The organism is Phycicoccus sp., from assembly GCF_035325325.1.
Lineage (GTDB): Bacteria > Actinomycetota > Actinomycetes > Actinomycetales > Dermatophilaceae > Phycicoccus.
Map to the genome: position 1 here is coordinate 99910 of NZ_DAOLAC010000006.1, position 19811 is coordinate 119720.

23 protein-coding genes are annotated in these 19811 nt (G+C 72.3%); 3 read left to right on the plus strand and 20 right to left on the minus strand.

The features are described from left to right. Positions 1-222: 222 nt before the first annotated feature. Both PKA89_RS06445 and PKA89_RS06450 read right to left on the minus strand, forming a co-directional pair. Positions 223-669 carry a MarR family transcriptional regulator gene (locus PKA89_RS06445; RefSeq protein ID WP_324417743.1) on the minus strand — a complete coding sequence of 149 codons (447 nt, stop codon included), beginning with the start codon at positions 667-669 and terminating at the stop codon, positions 223-225. Continuing rightward, positions 666-2387, minus strand: coding sequence for an MFS transporter (locus PKA89_RS06450; RefSeq protein ID WP_324417745.1), 1722 nt, complete (start codon positions 2385-2387; stop codon positions 666-668). Before PKA89_RS06450 ends, PKA89_RS06445 begins: the two co-directional genes overlap by 4 nt. Before the next feature lie 68 nt (positions 2388-2455). Between PKA89_RS06450 and nucS the strand changes: the two genes are divergently transcribed. Beyond that, the gene (nucS, locus tag PKA89_RS06455; protein WP_324417747.1) at positions 2456-3151 is read left to right on the plus strand and encodes an endonuclease NucS; all 696 of its coding nucleotides are present in this window, start codon (positions 2456-2458) and stop codon (positions 3149-3151) included. A 15-nt stretch (positions 3152-3166) separates the two neighbouring features. Here nucS and PKA89_RS06460 read toward each other — a convergent pair whose 3' ends face one another. Further along, positions 3167-3769, minus strand: coding sequence for a histidine phosphatase family protein (locus tag PKA89_RS06460; RefSeq protein ID WP_324417749.1), 603 nt, complete (start codon positions 3767-3769; stop codon positions 3167-3169). Positions 3770-3829: 60 nt separating this feature from the next. Here PKA89_RS06460 and PKA89_RS06465 point away from each other — a divergent pair, with 60 nt between their 5' ends. Then, the gene (locus tag PKA89_RS06465; RefSeq protein WP_324417751.1) at positions 3830-4375 is read left to right on the plus strand and encodes a type 1 glutamine amidotransferase domain-containing protein; all 546 of its coding nucleotides are present in this window, start codon (positions 3830-3832) and stop codon (positions 4373-4375) included. Here PKA89_RS06465 and PKA89_RS06470 read toward each other — a convergent pair. The 4 genes from PKA89_RS06470 to PKA89_RS06485 form a co-directional block, all read right to left on the minus strand. Beyond that, the gene (locus tag PKA89_RS06470) at positions 4365-4649 is read right to left on the minus strand and encodes a hypothetical protein (protein WP_324417753.1); all 285 of its coding nucleotides are present in this window, start codon (positions 4647-4649) and stop codon (positions 4365-4367) included. The genes PKA89_RS06465 and PKA89_RS06470 overlap by 11 nt on opposite strands. Further along, a complete protein-coding gene (locus tag PKA89_RS06475) occupies positions 4646-4924 on the minus strand; it encodes a hypothetical protein (protein WP_324417755.1) in 279 nt (92 codons plus the stop codon). The genes PKA89_RS06470 and PKA89_RS06475 overlap by 4 nt, the downstream gene beginning before the upstream one ends. Continuing rightward, a complete protein-coding gene (locus tag PKA89_RS06480; RefSeq protein ID WP_324417757.1) occupies positions 4921-6996 on the minus strand; it encodes a protein meaA in 2076 nt (691 codons plus the stop codon). The genes PKA89_RS06475 and PKA89_RS06480 overlap by 4 nt, the downstream gene beginning before the upstream one ends. A 108-nt stretch (positions 6997-7104) precedes the next feature. Further along, complete coding sequence (locus PKA89_RS06485) at positions 7105-7437, minus strand: STAS domain-containing protein (RefSeq protein WP_324417759.1); 333 nt, start codon at positions 7435-7437, stop codon at positions 7105-7107. A gap of 182 nt (positions 7438-7619) precedes the next feature. Between PKA89_RS06485 and PKA89_RS06490 the strand changes: the two genes are divergently transcribed. Then, positions 7620-8240, plus strand: coding sequence for a cob(I)yrinic acid a,c-diamide adenosyltransferase (locus tag PKA89_RS06490; protein WP_324417761.1), 621 nt, complete (start codon positions 7620-7622; stop codon positions 8238-8240). A gap of 123 nt (positions 8241-8363) precedes the next feature. On the opposite strand, the gene PKA89_RS06495 is transcribed toward PKA89_RS06490, so the two are convergent. The 13 genes from PKA89_RS06495 to PKA89_RS06555 all read right to left on the minus strand — a co-directional run. After that, positions 8364-8795: a DUF2550 family protein gene (locus tag PKA89_RS06495; protein ID WP_324417763.1), complete on the minus strand. Its 432-nt coding sequence runs from the start codon at positions 8793-8795 to the stop codon at positions 8364-8366. A 25-nt stretch (positions 8796-8820) separates the two neighbouring features. After that, a complete protein-coding gene (locus PKA89_RS06500; RefSeq protein WP_324417765.1) occupies positions 8821-9087 on the minus strand; it encodes a F0F1 ATP synthase subunit epsilon in 267 nt (88 codons plus the stop codon). Beyond that, positions 9087-10544, minus strand: coding sequence for a F0F1 ATP synthase subunit beta (gene atpD, locus PKA89_RS06505; RefSeq protein ID WP_324417767.1), 1458 nt, complete (start codon positions 10542-10544; stop codon positions 9087-9089). Before atpD ends, PKA89_RS06500 begins: the two co-directional genes overlap by 1 nt. Before the next feature lie 11 nt (positions 10545-10555). Then, positions 10556-11455, minus strand: coding sequence for a F0F1 ATP synthase subunit gamma (locus PKA89_RS06510; RefSeq protein WP_324417769.1), 900 nt, complete (start codon positions 11453-11455; stop codon positions 10556-10558). Between the two features lie 42 nt (positions 11456-11497). After that, positions 11498-13144, minus strand: coding sequence for a F0F1 ATP synthase subunit alpha (atpA, locus tag PKA89_RS06515; protein ID WP_324417771.1), 1647 nt, complete (start codon positions 13142-13144; stop codon positions 11498-11500). An 88-nt stretch (positions 13145-13232) separates the two neighbouring features. After that, the gene (locus tag PKA89_RS06520; protein WP_324417773.1) at positions 13233-14045 is read right to left on the minus strand and encodes a F0F1 ATP synthase subunit delta; all 813 of its coding nucleotides are present in this window, start codon (positions 14043-14045) and stop codon (positions 13233-13235) included. Beyond that, positions 14045-14629 (minus strand): F0F1 ATP synthase subunit B, encoded by a 585-nt coding sequence (locus PKA89_RS06525; protein WP_324417775.1) that lies wholly within the window; start codon positions 14627-14629, stop codon positions 14045-14047. Before PKA89_RS06525 ends, PKA89_RS06520 begins: the two co-directional genes overlap by 1 nt. A gap of 64 nt (positions 14630-14693) precedes the next feature. Continuing rightward, positions 14694-14915, minus strand: coding sequence for an ATP synthase F0 subunit C (gene atpE / locus PKA89_RS06530; protein WP_030527793.1), 222 nt, complete (start codon positions 14913-14915; stop codon positions 14694-14696). A gap of 83 nt (positions 14916-14998) precedes the next feature. Beyond that, complete coding sequence (gene atpB, locus PKA89_RS06535) at positions 14999-15838, minus strand: F0F1 ATP synthase subunit A (protein ID WP_324417782.1); 840 nt, start codon at positions 15836-15838, stop codon at positions 14999-15001. A gap of 115 nt (positions 15839-15953) precedes the next feature. Next, positions 15954-16409: a hypothetical protein gene (locus tag PKA89_RS06540; protein WP_324417784.1), complete on the minus strand. Its 456-nt coding sequence runs from the start codon at positions 16407-16409 to the stop codon at positions 15954-15956. Positions 16410-16502: 93 nt separating this feature from the next. After that, positions 16503-17891 carry a sugar transferase gene (locus tag PKA89_RS06545; protein WP_324417808.1) on the minus strand — a complete coding sequence of 463 codons (1389 nt, stop codon included), beginning with the start codon at positions 17889-17891 and terminating at the stop codon, positions 16503-16505. A 28-nt stretch (positions 17892-17919) separates the two neighbouring features. Continuing rightward, positions 17920-19200, minus strand: a complete 1281-nt coding sequence (glyA, locus tag PKA89_RS06550; RefSeq protein WP_324417786.1) for a serine hydroxymethyltransferase — start codon at positions 19198-19200, stop codon at positions 17920-17922. After that, a partial coding sequence (locus PKA89_RS06555) for an L-threonylcarbamoyladenylate synthase (RefSeq protein WP_324417788.1) occupies positions 19193-19811 on the minus strand: 619 nt, incomplete at its 5' end. The genes PKA89_RS06555 and glyA, both read right to left, overlap by 8 nt.

Below are 19811 nucleotides of genomic sequence, written 5' to 3' on the forward strand. Positions count from 1 at the left end.
CCGCCCGCCGTACCGGCGCAGCAGCCGGGCCAGCGCCGAGACCGGGCGCGGCGTGGGGCCGCCGGCGAACCAGCGCAGACCCACGGCGACGAGGATGAACAGGGTCCCGGGCAGCGCGACGAAGAACAGCGGCACCAGGGCTGCCCTCATCGGCCTCACCTCGAGGTCCAGTGTGCGCCGCGGACCTCACGACCACAAGCGGTCCGCCGGGCCCGTCGCAGGTCAGGGGGCGGGGACGAGGGCCCGGTCGGCGAGCTCGCGCAGCACCGGCACGGCCGCCTCGAGCACCGCGCGCTGGTCCGCGCTGAGCGCCGCGAGGTCCTCGGCGAACTGGCCGGTGCTCTCGCGCCGGAAGCCGGCCAGCGCCTCGGCGCCCGCCGCCGCCAGCCGGAGCAGCCACGCCCGGTGGTCCTCGGGGTCCCGCTCGCGCTCGACCCAGCCGGCCTCGAGCATGATGTCGACGAGCCGGGTCATGCTCGCCGCCGAGACGCCCATCCGGGCCGCGAGGTCGCCGGAGCGCAGGCCGTCCGGGTGCTTCTCGAGGGCGGCGAGCGCCGACAGCCGGGTCGGGGTGATGCCGAGCCGGGTCGCCGGGGTGCGCAGGTTGTACGCGACCCGGTTGACCTCGGTGCGCAGCCGGCCGGCGAGGCCCGCGACGTCGTCGCTCACGTGGCCACCTCCGCGGGTCGCGCTCCGGCCGGCGCCTCGGCCGGCTCCGGCTCGTCCACGTGGACGTACCGTCCGCCGCGCAGCCACGACGCGGCGGCGGCGACGAGGCACGCTGCGATGGCGAAGGCGAAGGCGACGGTCAGCCCGGCGTGGAACGGGCCGGAGACCAGCTGCGGGAAGAACGCGTGCCCGGTGACGTACTGCGCGTCGGCGGGCGGCAGCCGGTCCAGCGTCCGCGGGCCGAGGAGGGACCCCATCGGGTTGTAGCCGAGCAGCGAGGCGAAGAGCACCGCGACCGGCGGGAGCGCGGCCACCTGGTGGGCCTGCGCGGCGCTCACCCCGTGCGCCTCGAGCCCGCTCGTCATCGCCGACGGCAGCGAGCCCGCGAGCCCGAGCACCATGAGCGAGAAGAAGATGCCGATCGAGAGCACCATCGCCGTGTTCTGGAAGGTCGTGCTCATCCCGGCCCCGACCCCGCGGCGGATCGACGGCAGCGCGTTCATGATCCCCGCCCGGTTCGGCGAGGCGAACAGGCCCATCCCGAAGCCGTTGAGGAAGATCGCCCCGGCGAACGACGCGTAGCCGAACTGCACGGGCAGCAGGAGCAGCCAGCCGAAGCTCAGGGCGGCGATGACCATCCCCCCGGTCGCGAACGGCCGGGCGCCGTAGCGGTCGGACAACCAGCCGGACACCGGCCCGGCAACGAGGAAGCCGACGGTGAGGGGCAGCATGAAGATGCCGGCCCACAGTGGCGTGGACTCGAACGAGTAGCCGCGCTCGGGCAGCCAGATGCCCTGGAGCCAGATGATGAGGATGAACATCAGGCCGCCGCGGCCGAGCCCGGAGAGCAGGCTGGCGACGTTGCCCGCCGCGAAGGCGCGGATCCGGAAGAGGTCGATGTGGAACATCGGGTGCTCGACCCGGGTCTCGACCCAGGTGAAGACGCCGAGCAGGACGACCCCGGCGCCCAGGGCGGCGAGCACGGCGGGGTCGGTCCAGCCCATGAGGTGGCTGCCGTAGGGCTGGATGCCGTAGGTGATGCCCGCGAGGAGGGCGACGAGGCCGACCCCGAAGGTCACGTTGCCCCACCAGTCGATGCCGCCGGGGCGCCGCAGCCCGGTGTCGCGCAGCTTGCGGTAGGCCCACACGGTGCCGAAGAGGGAGACCGGGACCGAGACGAGGAAGACGAGGCGCCACTGCAGGGGTGCCAGGACGCCGCCGATGACGAGGCCGAGGAAGGACCCGGCGATGCCGGAGACCATGTTGAGGCCGAGGGCGAGGCCGCGCTGGTCGCTCGGGAAGGCGTCGGTGATGATCGCGTTCGAGTTCGCCATGAGGAGGGCCCCACCGACCCCCTGGAGGATGCGCATGACGATGAGCCAGAGCGCCCCCGAGGTGCCGCTCAGCCAGGTGACCGAGAGCAGCACCGAGAAGACGGTGAAGATGGCGAAGCCGGCGTTGTACATCCGCACCCGGCCGTACATGTCGCCGAGCCGTCCGAAGCTGACGACGAGGACCGCCGTGACGACGAGGTAGCCCATGATCAGCCAGAGCAGGTAGCTGCTGTTCCCGGGCGCCAGGGGGTCGATGCCGAGGCCGCGGAAGATGTCGGGCAGGGCGATGAGCAGGATCGAGCTGTTGATCGTCGCGATGAGGACGCCGAGGGTCGTGTTCGAGAGGGCGACCCACTTGTACCGGGAGCTGTCGTGGGAGTTCATTAGTTCAAGCGTACTAAGCATCTGCCCGCGCCGGGGTCTCGGGTCGCGCCCCGGTAGGGTTCACGCTCGTGCGGATGGTCATCGCGACGTGCTCGGTCGACTACGAGGGACGGCTGAGCGCCCACCTCCCCTTGGCCACCCGGCTGCTCCTCGTCAAGGCCGACGGCTCCGTCCTCGTGCACTCGGACGGCGGCTCGTACAAGCCGCTCAACTGGATGTCGCCGCCGTGCGCGATGGCCGAGGTCGCCCCGGACGAGACCGAGGCCGCCGACGGCGTGAGCGCCGTGTGGGTCGTCCAGCACGCCAAGTCCGAGGACCGGCTGCGGGTGCGGCTGCACGAGGTGCACAGCGACAGCTCGCACGACCTCGGGGTCGACCCCGGGCTGGTCAAGGACGGCGTCGAGGCCCACCTCCAGCGCCTGCTCGCCGAGCACATCACGACCCTCGGGGACGGCTACACCCTCTCCCGTCGCGAGTACATGACCGCGATCGGGCCGGTCGACATCCTCTGCCGGGACGCCGCCGGCGGCCACGTCGCCGTCGAGATCAAGCGCCGCGGCGAGATCGACGGCGTCGAGCAGCTGAGCCGCTACCTCGAGCTGATGAACCGCGACCCGCACCTCGCCCCGGTGACCGGCGTCTTCGCGGCGCAGGTCATCAAGCCGCAGGCGCGCACGCTCGCCGAGGACCGCGGCATCCGGTGCGTCGTCCTCGACTACGACGCGTTGCGGGGCATCGACGACACCGAGCACCGCCTCTTCTGAGCGGCGCGCGTCCTCTCAGGCGGGCCACGCCCCGGCCGTCCAGCCGTCGTCGCCGACGGTGAGCCGCAGGGGGACGGCGTTCGGGACGAACCCGTGGCCGAGCACGTGGTCGTCCCGCAGGTTGTCGCAGAGCCGGGGCACGGCGAACGCCATCACCCCGCCGTGGGTGACGACGAGCACCTGTTCGCCCCGGAACTCGTCGGCGATGCCGAGCAGCGCCTCGCGGACCCGCGCCACGACCTCGTGCCCGCTCTCGGCACCCGGCACCCGCCGGTCGAGGTCACCGCCCAGCCACGCGTCGAACACGTCCTGGAACGCGGGGTCGCCCTCGGGACGACCCGCGGTGTCGCCGACGTGCACCTCCTCGAGGCCGTCGACGACGGTCGACCCCACCCCGAGGACCTCCGCAGCCAGTGCGCCCGACTCCGCGGCGCGGGCCATCGGGCTCGTCCGGACCGCCGCGACCCGCTCCGGGCGCAGCCCCTCGGCGAGGGCTCGCACCTGGTCCCGGCCGGTCGGGGTCAGCCACCCCCCGGCGTCGCTCAGCACGTCGGGGTCGTCGTACGCGGCCTGCCCGTGGCGGGCGAGGACGAGCGTGGCCGGACAGTGCAGCGCCATGCCGGCCACGGTAGCCCCGGCGCTCGTTTGCCGGCACCGACCCGCGGGTAGCGCGCACCCATGACCGACACGAACACCACCGCCCGCACCGTCGCCTTCCTCGTCGCCACCGAGGGCATCGAGCAGGTCGAGCTGACCGAGCCCTGGAAGGCCGTCGAGCAGGCCGGCCACCGCCCGGTGCTCGTCTCCACCGAGTCCGGCGAGGTCCAGGCCTTCAACCACCTCGACAAGGCCGACACCTTCCCCGTCGACGTCACCGTCGCCGAGGCCGAGGTCGGCGACTACGACGCGCTCGTCCTCCCCGGCGGGGTCGCCAACCCGGACGCCCTGCGCACCGACGCCGACGCCGTGTCCTTCGTGCGCACCTTCGTCGAGTCCGGCAAGCCGGTGGCCGCCATCTGCCACGCGCCGTGGACCCTCGCCGAGGCCGACGTCGTCCGCGACCGGACGCTCACCTCGTGGCCGAGCCTGCAGACCGACCTGCGCAACGCGGGCGCGACGTGGGAGGACCGCGAGCTGGTCGTCGACGACAACCTCATCACGAGCCGCAACCCGGACGACCTGCCGGCCTTCACCAACGCCCTGACCGACGCCCTCAGGGGCTGAGGCTCACCTCGCTGCCGACCACCTGCAGCAGGAGCGCCAGCGTCGGCACCAGGAGGCTCGAGGCGAGCAGTCCGGTGCCGACCTGGCGCAGCCGGGGCACGGCGAGCAGGACGACCCCGGCGAGGACCGTCGCCCCGACGACCGGCCACAGCGGGAACGCGCCGAGGACGACGACGGCGCCGACGAGCGACCCCGCGACCGACGCCGCGAGGCTGGCCGGCCCGTGCCACGGGAGTCGCCGGGGCCCGCCCGCCGTCGCGCTCGGGTGGGTCACAGCAGGCCTCCGAGGACGGCCGCCCCGAGGGCGACCGCGACGACGAGGACGCCGAGCAGCACCCCGGTGGCCAGGCCCGCGAGGACCGGTCGGCGGACGAGCACCGCGACGAAGGCGAGGGCGATGAGCGCCGCGCCCGAGGCCGCCCAGCCCAGGGCGCCCCACGGCGCGGTGAGGACGGCGACCGGCAGGCCCGCCGCGGCGACCGGCACCGTCCAGGTCGCGACGGCGTGCGTGCGAGCGCGGGCGAGGCCCTCTCCCGTCGTGCCGGTCACGAGCCGGAGGCTACCGGCTCCCCGGCGACCGCCGACAGACCGCGCGCGGCCCGGATGACGTCGACGAAGCGCGCCATGATGTCGGTCAGCCCGAAGTCCTTCGGGGTGAAGACGGCCGCGACCCCGAGCTCGACGAGGCGGGCGGCGTCCGCCTCCGGGATGATCCCGCCGACCACGACCGGCACGTCGGCGGCGCCGGCCTCCCGCAGCCGTTCGAGGACCTCGGGGACGAGCTCCATGTGCGACCCGGAGAGGATCGAGAGCCCGACGAGGTGGACGTCCTCGGCGACGGCCGCCCCGACGATCTGCTCGGGCGTCAGCCGGATGCCCTGGTAGACGACCTCGAAGCCGGCGTCGCGGGCCCGGACGGCCACCTGCTCCGCACCGTTGGAGTGCCCGTCGAGGCCGGGCTTGCCGACGAGGACCCGCAGCCGCTCGCCGAGCTCCTCACCGGTCGAGCGGACGAGCTCGCGGACCCGGGCCAGCTCGGCGGTGCCCGCCGCGACGCCGACCGAGCCGCTGACGCCCGTCGGGGCGCGGAACTCTCCGAAGACCTCGCGCAGGGCGCCGGCCCACTCCCCCGTCGTCAGGCCCGCCCGGGCGCACTCGAGGGTGGCCGGGACGAGGTTGGCCTCGGTCGCGGCGTCCTCGCGCAGCCGGGCCAGGGCGGCCTCGGCGCGCTCGCGCCGGGCGGGGTCGGCGTCGCGCTCCTCGCGCCACCGGCGGACCGCCTCGACGGCCGCCGCCTCGACCCCCGGGTCGACGACCTGGATCGCGGTCGTCAGGTCCGCGGTCAGCGGGTTGGGCTCGGTGGACTCGAACCGGTTGACACCGACGACGACCTCCTCGCCGGCCTCGATGCGCGCCCGGCGCCGGGCGTGCGAGGCGACGAGCTCGGACTTCATGTAGCCGCCCTCGACGGCCGCCACGGCGCCGCCGAGCTCGGCGACCCGGGCCATCTCCGCGCGCGCCCCGGCGAGGAGCTCCTCGACCTTGGTCTCGACGACGACCGACCCCTCGAAGAGGTCGCCGTACTCGAGCAGGTCGGACTCGTAGGCGAGCACCTGCTGGATGCGCAGCGACCACTGCTGGTCCCACGGCCGGGGCAGCCCGAGCGCCTCGTTCCAGGCCGGCAGCTGCACGGCCCGGGCGCGGGCGTCCTTGGACAGGGTGACCGCGAGCATCTCGAGGACGATGCGCTGGACGTTGTTCTCGGGCTGGGCCTCGGTGAGGCCGAGCGAGTTGACCTGCACGCCGTAGCGGAACCGTCGCTGCTTCGCGTCCTCGACGCCGTAGCGCTCGCGGGTCACCTCGTCCCAGAGCCGGACGAAGGCGCGCATCTTGCACATCTCCTCGACGAACCGCACCCCGGCGTTGACGAAGAACGAGATCCGCGCGGCGACCTCGCCGAACCGCTCACCCGGCACCTGCCCGGAGTCGCGCACCGCGTCGAGCACGGCGATGGCCGTCGACATCGCGTAGGCCACCTCCTGCACCGGCGTGGCGCCGGCCTCCTGCAGGTGGTAGCTGCAGATGTTGATGGGGTTCCACCGCGGGATCTCGGCGACGGTGTGCGCCACGAGGTCGGTGATGAGCCGCATCGACGGGCCCGGCGGGAAGGCGTAGGTCCCCCGCGACAGGTACTCCTTGATGATGTCGTTCTGCGTCGTGCCGGCCAGCGCCCGGACCGCCGCGTGCGGGTCCCGGCCCGCCGCCTCGGCCTGCTCCTCCGCGACGACCTGGTAGAGCGCGAGCAGCCACATCGCGGTGGCGTTGATCGTCATCGAGGTGTTCATCTCGGCCAGCGGGATGCCCTCGAAGAGCGCGCGCATGTCGCCGACGTGCGAGATCGGGACGCCGACCTTGCCGACCTCGCCGCGGGCCAGCGGGTGGTCCGGGTCGTAGCCGGTCTGGGTCGGCAGGTCGAAGGCGACCGAGAGCCCGGTCTGGCCCTTCTCGAGGTTGCGCCGGTAGAGCGCGTTGCTCGCCGCGGCGCTCGAGTGGCCGGCGTAGGTGCGCATGACCCACGGGCGGTCGCGCTCGGGACGCGGTGCGGCGCTGCTCTCGGACATGCCGGGAACGCTAGCCGCGGCCCCGCGCGGGAGGTAGGCGCTTGCGCGGTGAGAGTGCCCACACGTGAGGCCCGCCACGTCGGGTACGTGGCGGCGGGCAGGACGGCGTCAGCGGGCGACGGCGAGCATCCCGCGACGGGCGGCCACGGACTCGGCGAGCAGCCCGTGCAGGCGCACCCGGACGAGGAGGCGGCGGGTGCGGTCGTCGGCCGCGACGATGGTCAGCCGGCGCCCCGCGCGCCCCGCCCGGCGGTGCACCTCGAGGAGGAGCCCGAGGGCGCACGCGTCGCCGATGTGGGCCTCGGCGAGGTCGAGGAGGATCGGGTCGCGCCCCTGCGCCACGAGCCGGTGGAGCGTGGTGCGCAGGTCGGCCGCGCTGCGGGCGTCGAGCCGCCCGGCCACGGTGAGGAGCACGGCCCGTCCGTCCTCCTGCTCGGTCATGGTCACACTGGGTGCCCCCCGGTCGGCCACGTCCTGCTCCTCTCCACGTCCGTCGTGTGCCCATATGGACGCACAGCCCCCCGTCCTGATACACGCGCCACGGTCACGAATCGGCAACGACCGGTCACTGGCACCTTCCTGCCACAGCGGTGGCCCGAGGCGGCATCTGACAGGCTGGGCCCATGGTCAACCTCACCCGGATCTACACCCGGACCGGCGACGACGGCTCGACGGCCCTCGGCGACCTCAGCCGCACCCGCAAGACCGACCGCCGGCTCGCGGCCTACGCGGACGTCAACGAGGCCAACGCGGCACTCGGGGTCGCCATCGCCTGCGGCGGCCTGCCGGAGGAGGTGCGCGGCGTGCTGCTGCGGGTGCAGAACGACCTGTTCGACGTCGGGGCCGACCTCTGCACCCCCCTCCAGGAGAGCTACGAGTACCCGCCGCTGCGGGTCAAGGACGCGTGGGTGGCCGAGCTCGAGGCCGACTGCGACCGGTGGCTGGCGCCGCTGGAGAAGCTGCGATCCTTCATCCTCCCGGGTGGTACCCCGGGCGCCGCGTACCTGCACCAGGCCCTCACCGTCGTGCGCCGGGCCGAGCGCTCGACGTGGTCGGCCATCGAGGAGTACGGCACCGACCCGGGGACCGAGCGCGGGCACGGCGGGGTCAACCCGAGCACCGCGCGGTACCTCAACCGGCTCTCGGACCTGCTCTTCGTCCTCGCCCGCACCGCGAACGTCGACGCCGGAGGCGACGTCCTCTGGCAGCCGGGCGGCGGCCGGGAGGATGCCCCCCGCCCCTGACCCGCACCACGACGCACGCGTATCGGGTCACCCGATACGGGCGCGCTTCGCGGGAGAAGCGATCTCGGGTGAAGCGCGGTGATATCGGGTCACCCGATACGCGCGGCGACTCGAGGGGGAGGCTCAGGCGACGTTGACGTTGAAGCCGGGCGGGCTGGACTCCAGCCAGGCCCGGACGGCGGTGTAGGCCGCCGGGACGAAGGCGAACTCGCACGAGCGCCCCGCGGCCCGGCCGGTGACCGCGACCGGTTCGGCCAGTCCGGGGATGACGTCGGACGTCGGCTGCGGCGAGCCGAGCTGCACCTCGCCGCGCAGCCACGAGACCTCGGGCCGCAGCGAGGGCCCGACGATGCTGAACCACTCGAAACGCTCGGCGCCGAGCCGGGCCAGCCCGAGCCGCCAGCGCGCGCCGGGCTCGTCGCGCAGCGCGCAGAGCATCACCGGCCGGCCGTCCCCGGAGATGAAGCGTCGGCGCGCCCACACGAAGGTGAACGCGCCGACGACGACCAGGACGACGAGGGCGAGGACGAGCTCGGAGGCGACCAGTGCATCCATCCGCAGCCCGTCCCCGCCCCGGTCGTCAGGAGCCCATGCCCGCGGCGTCCACCGTCTCGGCGACGATCGTCACGCGGTCGTGGTCGACCGACATGAAGCCGCCGTCGACGACGGCGCTCTTCCAGCCGCCGGCGTTGATCCGCACCTCGCCCTCGGCGAGGACGACGAGCGTCGGCTGGTGGCCGGGCAGCACACCGAGGTCGCCCTCGACCGACCGGGCGCTGACCTGGCTGGCCTCGCCCTCCCAGACCTTGCGGTCCGCGGCGACGAGCTCGACCTGGAGAGCGGCCATCAGAGGTTCTTCTGGATCTCGGCCCACTGGCGCTCGACGTCGTCGAGGCCACCGCACATGAAGAAGGCCTGCTCACCGACGTGGTCGTACTCGCCGTCGCAGATCTTCGTGAAGGCCTCGATGGTGTCCGCCAGCGGGACGGTCGAGCCCTCGATGCCGGTGAACTGCTTGGCCACGTAGGTGTTCTGCGAGAGGAACCGCTGGATGCGACGCGCCCGGTTGACGAGGATCTTGTCCTCCTCGGAGAGCTCGTCGATGCCGAGGATCGCGATGATGTCCTGCAGCTCCTTGTTGCGCTGGAGGATCTGCTTGACCCGGACCGCGGTCTCGTAGTGCTCGGTCGAGATGTAGCGGCGGTCGAGGATCCGGCTCGTCGAGGTGAGCGGGTCCACGGCCGGGTAGATGCCGAGCGAGGCGATCTCGCGGGAGAGCTCGGTCGTCGCGTCCAGGTGGGCGAAGGTCGTCGCCGGCGCCGGGTCGGTGTAGTCGTCGGCGGGGACGTAGATCGCCTGCATCGAGGTGATCGAGTGACCACGCGTCGAGGTGATGCGCTCCTGGAGGACGCCCATCTCGTCGGCGAGGGTCGGCTGGTACCCGACCGCGGAGGGCATCCGACCGAGGAGGGTCGAGACCTCCGAGCCGGCCTGGGTGAAGCGGAAGATGTTGTCGATGAAGAGGAGCACGTCCTGCTTCTGGACGTCGCGGAAGTACTCGGCCATCGTGAGCGCCGAGAGCGCGACCCGAAGACGCGTGCCCGGCGGCTCGTCCATCTGGCCGAACACGAGGGCGGTCTGGCCGAGGACCCCCGCCTCCTCCATCTCGACCATGAGGTCGTTGCCCTCACGGGTGCGCTCGCCGACGCCGGCGAACACCGAGACACCACCGTGGTCGCGGGCGACGCGGGCGATCATCTCCTGGATGAGGACGGTCTTGCCGACGCCCGCACCACCGAAGAGGCCGATCTTGCCGCCCTGGACGTACGGCGTGAGGAGGTCGATGACCTTGATGCCGGTCTCGAACATCTGGGTCTTGGACTCGAGCTGGTCGAACGCCGGCGCGGTGCGGTGGATGCCCCAGCGCTCCTGGACGTCGAGGGTCTGGCCCTCCTCGAGGTTGAGGCAGACGCCCGTGGTGTTGAAGACCTTGCCGAGCGTGACGTCGCCGACGGGCACGGTGATCGGACCGCCGGTGTCCTGGACGGCGGTGCCGCGCACGAGGCCGTCGGTGGGCTGCAGCGAGATCGCGCGGACCATGTTGTCGCCGATGTGCTGCGCGACCTCGAGGTTGAGCGCCTTGGTCTCGCCACCGATCTCGACCTCGGTGGTCAGCAGGTTGTACTGCTCGGGCATCGCGTCGACGGGGAACTCGACGTCGACGACCGGGCCGATGATGCGGGAGATCCGGCCGACGCCGCCGGCCGCGGTCGCCTCGCTCTTCTCGGTGACAGTGGCAGTCATGGGTCTCTCTCTCACTTGCTCTCGGCCAGCGCGCTGGCGCCACCGACGATTTCGCTGATCTCTTGGGTGATCTCGGCCTGGCGGGCCTGGTTGGCCAGCCGGGTGTACTTCTTGATGAGCTCCTCGGCGTTGTCGGTCGCCGACTTCATCGCGCGCTGGCGGGCGGCGAGCTCGGAGGCCGCGGCCTGGAGCATGCAGTTGAAGATCCGGGCGTTGACGTACTTCGGCAGGAGCGCGTCGAGCACCTGGGTCGCGCTCGGCTCGAACTCGTAGAGCGGCAGGAGGTCCTCGGCCGCGGGCTTCTCCTCGCCCTCGACGACCTCGAGCGGCAGCAGCCGGATGACCTCGGGCTCCTGGGTGACCATCGACACGAACCGGGTGAAGACGATGTGGACCTCGTCGACGCCGCCCTCGTCGGTGGCGGTCGTGAAGTCCGCGACCAGCCGCTCCCCCACCTCGCGTGCCACCTCGAAGGTCGGCTTCTCGGAGAACCCGCTCCACTCCGCCGCGAACTCGCGACGGCGGAACCGGTAGAAGCCGATCGCCTTGCGGCCGAGGAGGTACGGGACGACCTCCTTGCCCTCCTCGCGCAGGCGCGCGACGAGCCGCTCGCTCTCCTTGAGGACCGAGGAGCTGTACGCACCGGCCAGACCACGGTCCGAGGTCATGATGACCACCGCGGCCCGGCGCACGTCCTCCTTCTCGGAGGTGAGGGGGTGGTCCTCGTTGGAGAAGGTCGCGACCGCCGAGACCGCGCGGGTCAGGGCGCGGGCGTACGGGGTGGACTCACGGACCGCCTCCTGCGCCTTGACGACGCGGGCGGCGGCCATGAGCTCCATGGCCCGGGTGATCTTCTTCGTCGAGGTGACGGCCCGGATGCGCTGCCGGTACTCCCGGATCTGCGCTCCCATGTCATCCCGCCTTTCGTGGTGTGTGCTCGGTGGACCGTGCGCTCAGCGCTTCTGGCGGACGATCTGCTCCTGGTCGGAGTCCATCGCCTTGTCGGCGGCCCCGTCCTCGGCCTCGTCACCCGCCTGCACGCCGTCGGCGCCGCTGCCGTCGAACAGCTTGGCCTTGAACGACTCGACCTCGGACTCGAGCGCCTGCGCGGTGCTCTCCTCGAACTTGCCGGTCTCGCGGATGGCCGCGAGGAGCTCGGGCTTGGTGCGGCGCAGGTGGTCGAGGAACTCGGCCTCGAAGCGGCGCACGTCCTCGACGGCGACGCTGTCGAGCTTGCCCGTGGTCCCCATCCAGATCGAGACGACCTGCTCCTCGACCGGCACCGGCGCGGCCTGCGGCTGCTTGAGCAGCTCGACGAGGCGGGCACCCTTGGCCAGCTGGGCCCGGGAGGCCGGGTCGAGGTCGGAGGCGAACATGGCGAACGCCTCGAGGGCGCGGTACTGCGCGAGGTCGAGCTTGAGCCGGCCCGCGACGTCCTTCATGCCCTTGATCTGGGCGGCGCCGCCGACCCGGGAGACCGAGACACCCACGTCGATGGCCGGGCGCACGTTGGCGTTGAACAGGTCGGCCTGGAGGTAGATCTGGCCGTCGGTGATCGAGATGACGTTGGTCGGGATGTACGCCGAGACGTCGCCGGCCTTGGTCTCGATGATCGGCAGGCCGGTCATCGATCCCGCGCCGAGGTCGTCGGAGAGCTTGGCGCAGCGCTCGAGCAGCCGGCTGTGCAGGTAGAAGACGTCACCCGGGTAGGCCTCGCGGCCCGGCGGACGGCGCAGCAGGAGCGAGACGGCGCGGTAGGCCTCCGCCTGCTTGGACAGGTCGTCGAAGACGATGAGGACGTGCTTGCCCTGGTACATCCAGTGCTGGCCGATGGCCGAGCCGGTGTACGGCGCGAGGTACTTGAAGCCCGCGGAGTCGGAGGCCGGGGCCGCGACGATGGTCGTGTACTCCATCGCGCCCGCCTCCTCGAGGGTGCCGCGCACGGAGGCGATCGTCGAGCCCTTCTGGCCGATGGCGACGTAGATGCAGCGGACCTGCTTCTCCGGGTCGCCGGTCTCCCAGAACGCCTTCTGGTTGATGATCGTGTCGACCGCGACCGTCGTCTTGCCGGTCTGGCGGTCGCCGATGATCAGCTGGCGCTGGCCGCGGCCGATCGGGGTCATCGCGTCGACCGCCTTGAGGCCGGTCTGCAGCGGCTGGTGCACCGACTTGCGCTGGACCACCGTGGGGGCCTGCAGCTCGAGGGCGCGACGCTCGTCGGAGGCGATGTCGCCGAGCCCGTCGATCGGGGTGCCGAGCGGGTCGACGACCCGGCCGAGGAAGGCGTCGCCGACGGGGACCGAGAGGACCTCGCCGGTCCGCTTGACCTCCTGGCCCTCCTCGATGCCCGAGAACTCGCCGAGGACGACGACGCCGATCTCGTGGACGTCGAGGTTGAGCGCGAGTCCCAGCGTGCCGTCCTCGAACTGGAGCAGCTCGTTGGTCATCGCCGAGGGCAGACCCTCGACGTGCGCGATGCCATCACCCGCGTCGGTGACGCGGCCCACCTCCTCGCGGGAGGCCGTGCCCGGCTCGTAGGAGCGCACGTAGCTGTCCAGCGCGTCCCGGATCTCGTCCGGACGGATCGAGAGCTCCGTCATGTCTGATCTTCTCCTCGGTCACCGGCCCCCCGTGGGGCCGAAGTCTTCGTGTGGGGTGGTGCGTGTTCGGTTCTGGGAGTGCGTGGGCTCAGCCGCCGGAAAGGTGCCGCCGGGCCTCGTCGAGGCGCCGCAGCACGGTGCCGTCGACGACCTCGTCGCCGACCTGGACGCGGATCCCGCCCATGACGGACGGGTCGAGGACCACCTGCAGCGCGACGTGCTTGCCGTAGTGCTTCTCGAGCGCGCCGCGCAGGCGGGCCTGCTGCTGCTCGTCGAGGTGCACGGCGGAGGTGACGAGCGCGGTGAGCTCGTCGCGGCGGCGCGAGGCGAGCTCGAGGTAGGTCTCCATGACCCGGTCGAGCCGGCGCCCGCGCGGCACGCGCACCGCCTGCTCGGCGAGGCGCACCGTCTCCGGGGCGGCCTTGTCGGCGAGCAGCGTGCGGACCAGCCCCGCCTTGCCGTCGGCGTCGGTGTTCCGGCTCGAGAGCGTGTCGCGCAGACCGGGGTCGGCGGCGACGATCCGCTCGAAGCGGAACAGCTCGTCCTCGACGCGGTCGATCCGGCCCGCCGACTCGGCGCTCGCGAGCAGTGCCTGGACGGCGAGGCTCTCGAGGGTGTCCCCGAGGTCGCGCTCGCCGGCCCAGCGCTGCCCGACCGCGGTCGCGACCAGGCCGAGGGTGGGCTCGCCGACCTTCCCGCCGAACAGGGAGCGCGCCAGCGCCGCCTTCGCCTCGCCCTCGCGGGACGGGTCGGCGAGGGCGCGCCGCAGCGACGCGGTGCCCTCGACGACGCCGGTCACCGCGAAGAGCTCCTCGGCGAGGGTGGCCGCGTCGGCGCTGCCCAGGGCGGCGTCGAGGGCCTCCTGGGAGACCTTCGCGGCACCGCGGGACGAGCCACGCATCAGGCGTCCTGCCCGGCCGGGGCGACCTTCTCGGGCCGGACCTCGCCGGCCTCGAGCTCGGCGAGGAACCGGTCGACGATGCCCTTCTGGCGGACCTCGTCCTCGAGGGACTCCCCGACGATCTTGCTCGCGAGGCTGGTCGACAGCGCGCCGACCTCCTGGCGGAGCTGCACGACCGCCTGCTGGCGCTCGGCCTCGACCTGGCGCTTGGCCGCCTCGGTGATGCGGGTCGCCTCGGCCTGGGCCTGGGCGCGCATCTCCGCGACGATCTGGGCGCCCTGCTCCCGGGCGGACTCACGGATCGAGCCGGCCTCGGCGCGGGCCTCGGCGAGCTGGGCGGTGTACTGCTCCAGCGCGGCGCGGGCCTCGGCCTGGGCCTGCTCGGCCTGCTGCATGCCGCCCTCGATGGCGGCGGCACGCTCCTCGTAGAGCTCCTCGAGGCGCGGCACCACCTTGGTCTTGTACAGCCAGTACAGGATGCCGAAGGCGATGACCCCGATGATCATCTCGCCGGGGTGGGGCAGCAGCGGGAAGCCCGAGGGGTAACCAGTGCCCTCGGCGGCCACTACGGATGCGGTGATCACATCGCGTCCTTATCTCGTCGGTTCAGGTCGAGCGGGGTCCGGCCCACGCGGGGCCGGACGTTCGTCAGTTGGGGTTCGTGCCCTGGAAGACGAAGGCGAAGACGAGACCGAGGATGGCCAGCGCCTCCGTGATCGCCATGCCGGTGAAGGCGATGGTCTGGAGCATGCCGCGGGCCTCGGGCTGACGGGCCACACCGTTGATGTAGGCGGCGAAGATCAGGCCGACACCGATGCCGGGGCCGATCGCGGCGAGACCGTAGCCGAGGTAGGCGATGGAGCCGTACATGTCGTGTGTTCCTTTCGGTGGCGCCGGGCCGGTCCCGGCGTCGGGGGTGGTACGTGGGTCGTGCTCCCGGACGAGGCCGGGGGTCAGTGGTGCTCGCTCACCGCGTCGCTGATGTACAGCGCGGCGAGCAGCGTGAAGATGAAGGCCTGGAGGAACTCGATGAGGAGCTCGAAGAAGGTCATCCCGATCGAGAAGGCGAACGAGAGGACGCCGGAGAACCGGAGGAAGAGGTTGTCGCCCTCGAGGAGGAGGTACTCGCCGCCGACGATGAAGACCAGGAGCATGAGGTGCCCGGCGAGCATGTTGCCGAAGAGTCGCAGGGCGAGGGTCAGCGGCCGGATGACGAAGTACGTGAGGAACTCGAGCACGAAGAGGATCGGCTTGAGCCAGCCCGGCAGGCCCGGCGGGACGAGGCTCTTGAAGTAGGGCACCACGCCGTGCTTCCGGCGGATCGCGACCGTGTGGTAGGTGATGTACACGATGAGCGTGAGGACGATCGGGATGCCGACCCGGCTCATCGTCGGGAACTGGATGAACGGGAAGATCCCGAACACGTTGTTCACGAGGATGAGCGTGAAGAGGGTGAGCAGCAGCGGGACGAACTGGAGGAAGTCCTTGCTGCCGATGATGTCGCGCCCGATGGTGTTCCGGACGAAGTTGTAGGAGCCCTCGACGAGGAACTGGCTCTTGCTCGGGACCACGCTCAGCTTGCGGGTGGCGCCGACGTAGAACCACGCGAGCAGGCCGACCGAGATGAGCAGGACGAGGGCCGGACGGGTGAGCGCCCAGGGGCCGGTCCCGTCGAAGGGGATGACCGGCCACCAGAAGTTCGCGACGCCCGGGGTGTTGAAGCCACCCTCGCCACCCCCCGCGGTCGCGACGGCGGCGGGCAGCAAGCTAGCGGAGACCACGGTCGGGCTCACACCTTCTCCTCGGGGACGTCACGGGTGCCGGCGACGGGCTCCCGGGTGGACTGGACGTACGCTACCCGACCCCCGCGCGTGGTCGCGACGGCGGGACCGGCGGCCCGGGGGGCCGTCACGACGGGTCCCGTGGGGTGTCGTCGGGCTCGTCGTAGATCGGGAAGCGGGCGGTCTTCATGGCCCGGTAGGCGAAGGCCTGCCAGGCGAGCGTCACGACGAGCGCGGTCACCGCGAGCGCGGTGCCGTCGACCCACGAGGCGTCGCGGAAGACGATGAAGAAGACGAGCAGCGCGAGGACCTGGCCGAGGTAGACGGCCATCGCGACGGCGAAGAACGCGTGCGGGCTGGCGCTGCGGACGAGCCGGCTGAGGAGGAACATCCCCGAGGCGTAGAACCCGACCGAGACGGCGAGGCCGAGCAGCGAGCCGACGACCGAGTCGCCGCCGCGGACGAGCGCGAGGACGACGACGGCGAGGACGCCGGCGACCGTGGCCGGGACGAGGGCCCCACGGAGCATCACCGCGAACGGTGCGCCCGCGGGGGCGACGGCGTTCTCCTGGGGGTCGGTCATCCGTGATCGGCCTCTTCGGTGGTCGTGGCGGAGGGGTCTCCGGGACGGCTTGTGAAAGTTATCACAAGCGGTACCCGAGGGCAAAACCGCAGGTCAGACCCGCCGTGCCAGGACCACCCAGATGGTCCTGGCGATGATCTCGAGGTCGAGCAGCGGCGACCAGTTGACGAGGTACTGCAGGTCGTAGCCCAGCTTGTACTCGGCGTCGGTGTGGTAGCGCCCGTGGATCTGGGCCAGGCCGGTGAGCCCGGGCGGCACCTCGTGCCGACGGGTGTACCCCGCGATCTCCTTCTCGAACCCCTCGGTGAGCTCGGGGCGCTCGGGGCGCGGCCCGACGACGGACATCCGGCCGGTGAGGATGTGCAGGATCTGCGGCAGCTCGTCGGCCCGGGTGGCCCGCAGCCACCGGCAGGCCGGGATGACCCGCGGGTCGGCCGAGCCGGAGGACAGCTGGGCGCCGGCGACCTCGGCGTCGGTGCGCATGGTGCGGAACTTGACCATCTCGAAGGTCTCTCCCCCCACCCCGACCCGGGTCTGCCGGTAGAGCAGCGGACGGCCGGCGACGGCCAGCTGGTGCAGCGCCACCCCGGCGAGCAGGAGGAGCCACACCGGGGCGGTGACGAGGACGAGGACGAGGTCGAGCAGCCGCTTGAAGTGCCGCTGCGAGGCGGCCATCGTCTGGGGCATGAGGAGGACGAAGGGCAACCCGGCCACCTCGCGCAGCCGGTCGAGTCCGAACAGGGTCTCGCGGCCACCGACCCGCAGCAGCACGGTGACGTCGCGCTGGTCGAGGCGCCCGATGGTGCGCGGGTACCACAGGTCCAGCCAGCCGGCGGTCAGGAGGAGGACGTCGGTGGCGTCGGTGCGCGCGACGGTCTCGACGACCGCGTGCGGGTCGTCGACCTCGGCGACCACCTCGAGCATCGAGCCGTTGACCTCGACGTGCTCGCGGGCCAGGGCGATGTCGGGGGCGACGCCGGCGAGGACGACCCGGGGCAGTCCCTCGCGCCGGGTGCGCAGCCAGTGGACGACGCCGCGGTTGACGGCCACCGCCAGCGCCGCGAGGACGATGACCACGACGAGGTGCGAGATGGGGAACGGCAGGACCCGCTCGGTGAGCGAGGAGCCGCGTTGGCGCGCCAGCCCGCTCAGGGCGAGGTTGAGGAGGGCGACGAAGCTCCCGGCCGCGAGCGAGAGCCGGCCGGCCCTCGGCAGCACCGCCGCGCCACCGAGCCGCGGCTCCCGCTCGTAGAGCCCGCCGAAGTAGAACGCGACGAGGAAGATGAGCGCCGACACCGAGAACGAGAGCGCGTACTGCGGGACGGTGTAGACCGACCACGGCGGCAGCCCGTAGCGCACGAGCATCGTCAGGACCGACAGGCCGAGGACCGCGAGGCCGTCGAGGAGCATGACGAGCCGGAAGCCCCGACGGTTGAGCCGCGTCAGGAGCCGCGGCTCCGGATCGCTCGGCGGGGTCGGCATCGACACGGGTGAGGGGCTCCGGGGCGGCTCAGGCCGGTCGCGGGTACGCGGGGAAGGCCCCCACGAGCTCGGTGACCTCGGCGCGGACCTCGCGGGAGACCGCGTGCTCGGGGTCGGCGTCGCCGTCGACGACCGCCCGGGCGATGAGCCGGGCGATGGTGCGCATCTCGTCCTCCCCCATCCCCTGGGTCGTGACGCACGGCGTGCCGACCCGGATGCCCGAGGCGATGTTCGGCTTCTGCGGGTCGAAGGGGATGGCGTTCTTGTTGAGCGTGATGCCCGCGGCGTCACTGCGCGCCTCGGCGTCGACACCGGTGACGAGGACGCCCTGGAGGTCGTGGAGGCTCAGGTGGGTGTCGGTGCCACCGGTCGTCGGACGGATGCCGTGCTCGCCGAGCGACTGCGCGAGGACCTTGGCGTTCGCGACGACCTGTCGGGTGTACGCGGCGTACTCGGGGGTGGCGCACTCCTTGAAGTTGACCGCCTTCGCCGCGATCGAGTGCATCTGCGGCCCGCCCTGCATCATCGGGAAGACGGCCTTGTCGATGGTCGCCGCGTGCTCTGCGGTGCAGATGATCGCGCCCGAGCGGGGGCCGCGGAGCACCTTGTGCGTCGTGAAGGAGACGACGTCGGCGTACGGCACCGGGCTGGGGATGGCGCCACCGGCGACGAGCCCGATGAAGTGCGCGGCGTCGACCCAGAAGATCGCCCCGACCTCGTCCGCGATCGCCCGGAAGCGCGCGAAGTCGATGAGCCGCGGGATGGCGGAACCGCCGGCGAGGATCACCTTGGGACGGTGCTCCTTGGCGAGCCGCTCCACCTCGGCGTAGTCGATGTCCTCGGTGTCCTTGTCGACGCCGTAGTGCACCGCGTCGAACCACTTGCCGGAGAACGACACCTTCGAGCCGTGGGTCAGGTGGCCGCCGTGCGGCAGGCTCATCGCGAGGATCGTCTCGCCCGGCTTGAGGAAGGCGCCGTAGACGGCCTGGTTGGCGCTCGCGCCGGAGTGCGGCTGGACGTTCGCGTGGTCGGCGCCGAAGAGGGCCTTGCAGCGCTCGATGGCCAGCGACTCGGCCTTGTCGACCTCGGCGCAGCCCCCGTAGTAGCGCCGGCCGGGGTAGCCCTCGGCGTACTTGTTCGAGAGCGTCGAGCCGAGCGCGGTGAGCACCTCCGGGCTCGAGAGGTTCTCGCTGGCGATGAGCTGGAGGCCGCTGCGCAGCCGGGCCAGCTCGCCGGTGAGGACCGAGGCGATCTCGGGGTCGAACGCGGCCAGGGCGTCGACGTCGGATCCGTAGAACGTGTCACTCATCGTCAGTGGTCTCCCGCGGCTCGTCCTGGGTCTGCGCGTCGGTCTCGGCGCGCGACAACTCTAGGGCGTCGGTCCGCGACCGCTCGACGACGTCCATGACCTCCTGCTCGGAGAGCGCCCCCAGGCGCAGGACGGCCGGCTCCTCGCGGGTGCAGTCGACGATGGTCGAGGCGAGCCCGCCGGTGCTCGGTCCGCCGTCGAGGTAGAACTCCACGCTCGCCCCGAGCTGCGTCGCGGCCTCGACGACGGTGCGGCTCGCCGGGTACCCGGTGCGGTTGGCGCTGCTGACCGCCATCGGCCCGACCTCCCGGAGCAGGGCGAGCGCCACCTCGTCGTCCGGCATCCGGAGGGCGACGGTGCCGCCGGTCTCGCCGAGGTCCCAGGCGAGCGAGGGCTGGGCGCGCAGGACGATGGTCAGCGGACCGGGCCAGAACGCCGCCACGAGGGCCCGGGCGTACTCGGGCACGTCGGTGGCCAGGCCCTCGAGGGTGCGCGCCTCGGGCACGAGGACCGGCGGCGGCATGTCCGTGCCCCGACCCTTGGCGTCGAGGAGGGCGCGGGCGGCCGGAAACGGCGTTATCAAGGCGCTGAAGCAAGCCAATACCGGAATC

Coding starts and splice junctions, on each gene's coding strand:
- PKA89_RS06450 (WP_324417745.1), bottom strand. CDS start 2,387: ATGAACTCCCACGACAGCTCCCGGTACAAGTGGGTCGCCCTCTCGAAC.
- PKA89_RS06460 (WP_324417749.1), bottom strand. CDS start 3,769: ATGGCGCTGCACTGTCCGGCCACGCTCGTCCTCGCCCGCCACGGGCAG.
- PKA89_RS06465 (WP_324417751.1), top strand. CDS start 3,830: ATGACCGACACGAACACCACCGCCCGCACCGTCGCCTTCCTCGTCGCC.
- PKA89_RS06480 (WP_324417757.1), bottom strand. CDS start 6,996: ATGTCCGAGAGCAGCGCCGCACCGCGTCCCGAGCGCGACCGCCCGTGG.
- PKA89_RS06485 (WP_324417759.1), bottom strand. CDS start 7,437: ATGACCGAGCAGGAGGACGGACGGGCCGTGCTCCTCACCGTGGCCGGG.
- PKA89_RS06490 (WP_324417761.1), top strand. CDS start 7,620: ATGGTCAACCTCACCCGGATCTACACCCGGACCGGCGACGACGGCTCG.
- PKA89_RS06495 (WP_324417763.1), bottom strand. CDS start 8,795: ATGGATGCACTGGTCGCCTCCGAGCTCGTCCTCGCCCTCGTCGTCCTG.
- PKA89_RS06500 (WP_324417765.1), bottom strand. CDS start 9,087: ATGGCCGCTCTCCAGGTCGAGCTCGTCGCCGCGGACCGCAAGGTCTGG.
- atpD (WP_324417767.1), bottom strand. CDS start 10,544: ATGACTGCCACTGTCACCGAGAAGAGCGAGGCGACCGCGGCCGGCGGC.
- PKA89_RS06510 (WP_324417769.1), bottom strand. CDS start 11,455: ATGGGAGCGCAGATCCGGGAGTACCGGCAGCGCATCCGGGCCGTCACC.
- atpA (WP_324417771.1), bottom strand. CDS start 13,144: ATGACGGAGCTCTCGATCCGTCCGGACGAGATCCGGGACGCGCTGGAC.
- PKA89_RS06520 (WP_324417773.1), bottom strand. CDS start 14,045: ATGCGTGGCTCGTCCCGCGGTGCCGCGAAGGTCTCCCAGGAGGCCCTC.
- atpE (WP_030527793.1), bottom strand. CDS start 14,915: ATGTACGGCTCCATCGCCTACCTCGGCTACGGTCTCGCCGCGATCGGC.
- PKA89_RS06540 (WP_324417784.1), bottom strand. CDS start 16,409: ATGACCGACCCCCAGGAGAACGCCGTCGCCCCCGCGGGCGCACCGTTC.
- PKA89_RS06545 (WP_324417808.1), bottom strand. CDS start 17,891: ATGCCGACCCCGCCGAGCGATCCGGAGCCGCGGCTCCTGACGCGGCTC.
- glyA (WP_324417786.1), bottom strand. CDS start 19,200: ATGAGTGACACGTTCTACGGATCCGACGTCGACGCCCTGGCCGCGTTC.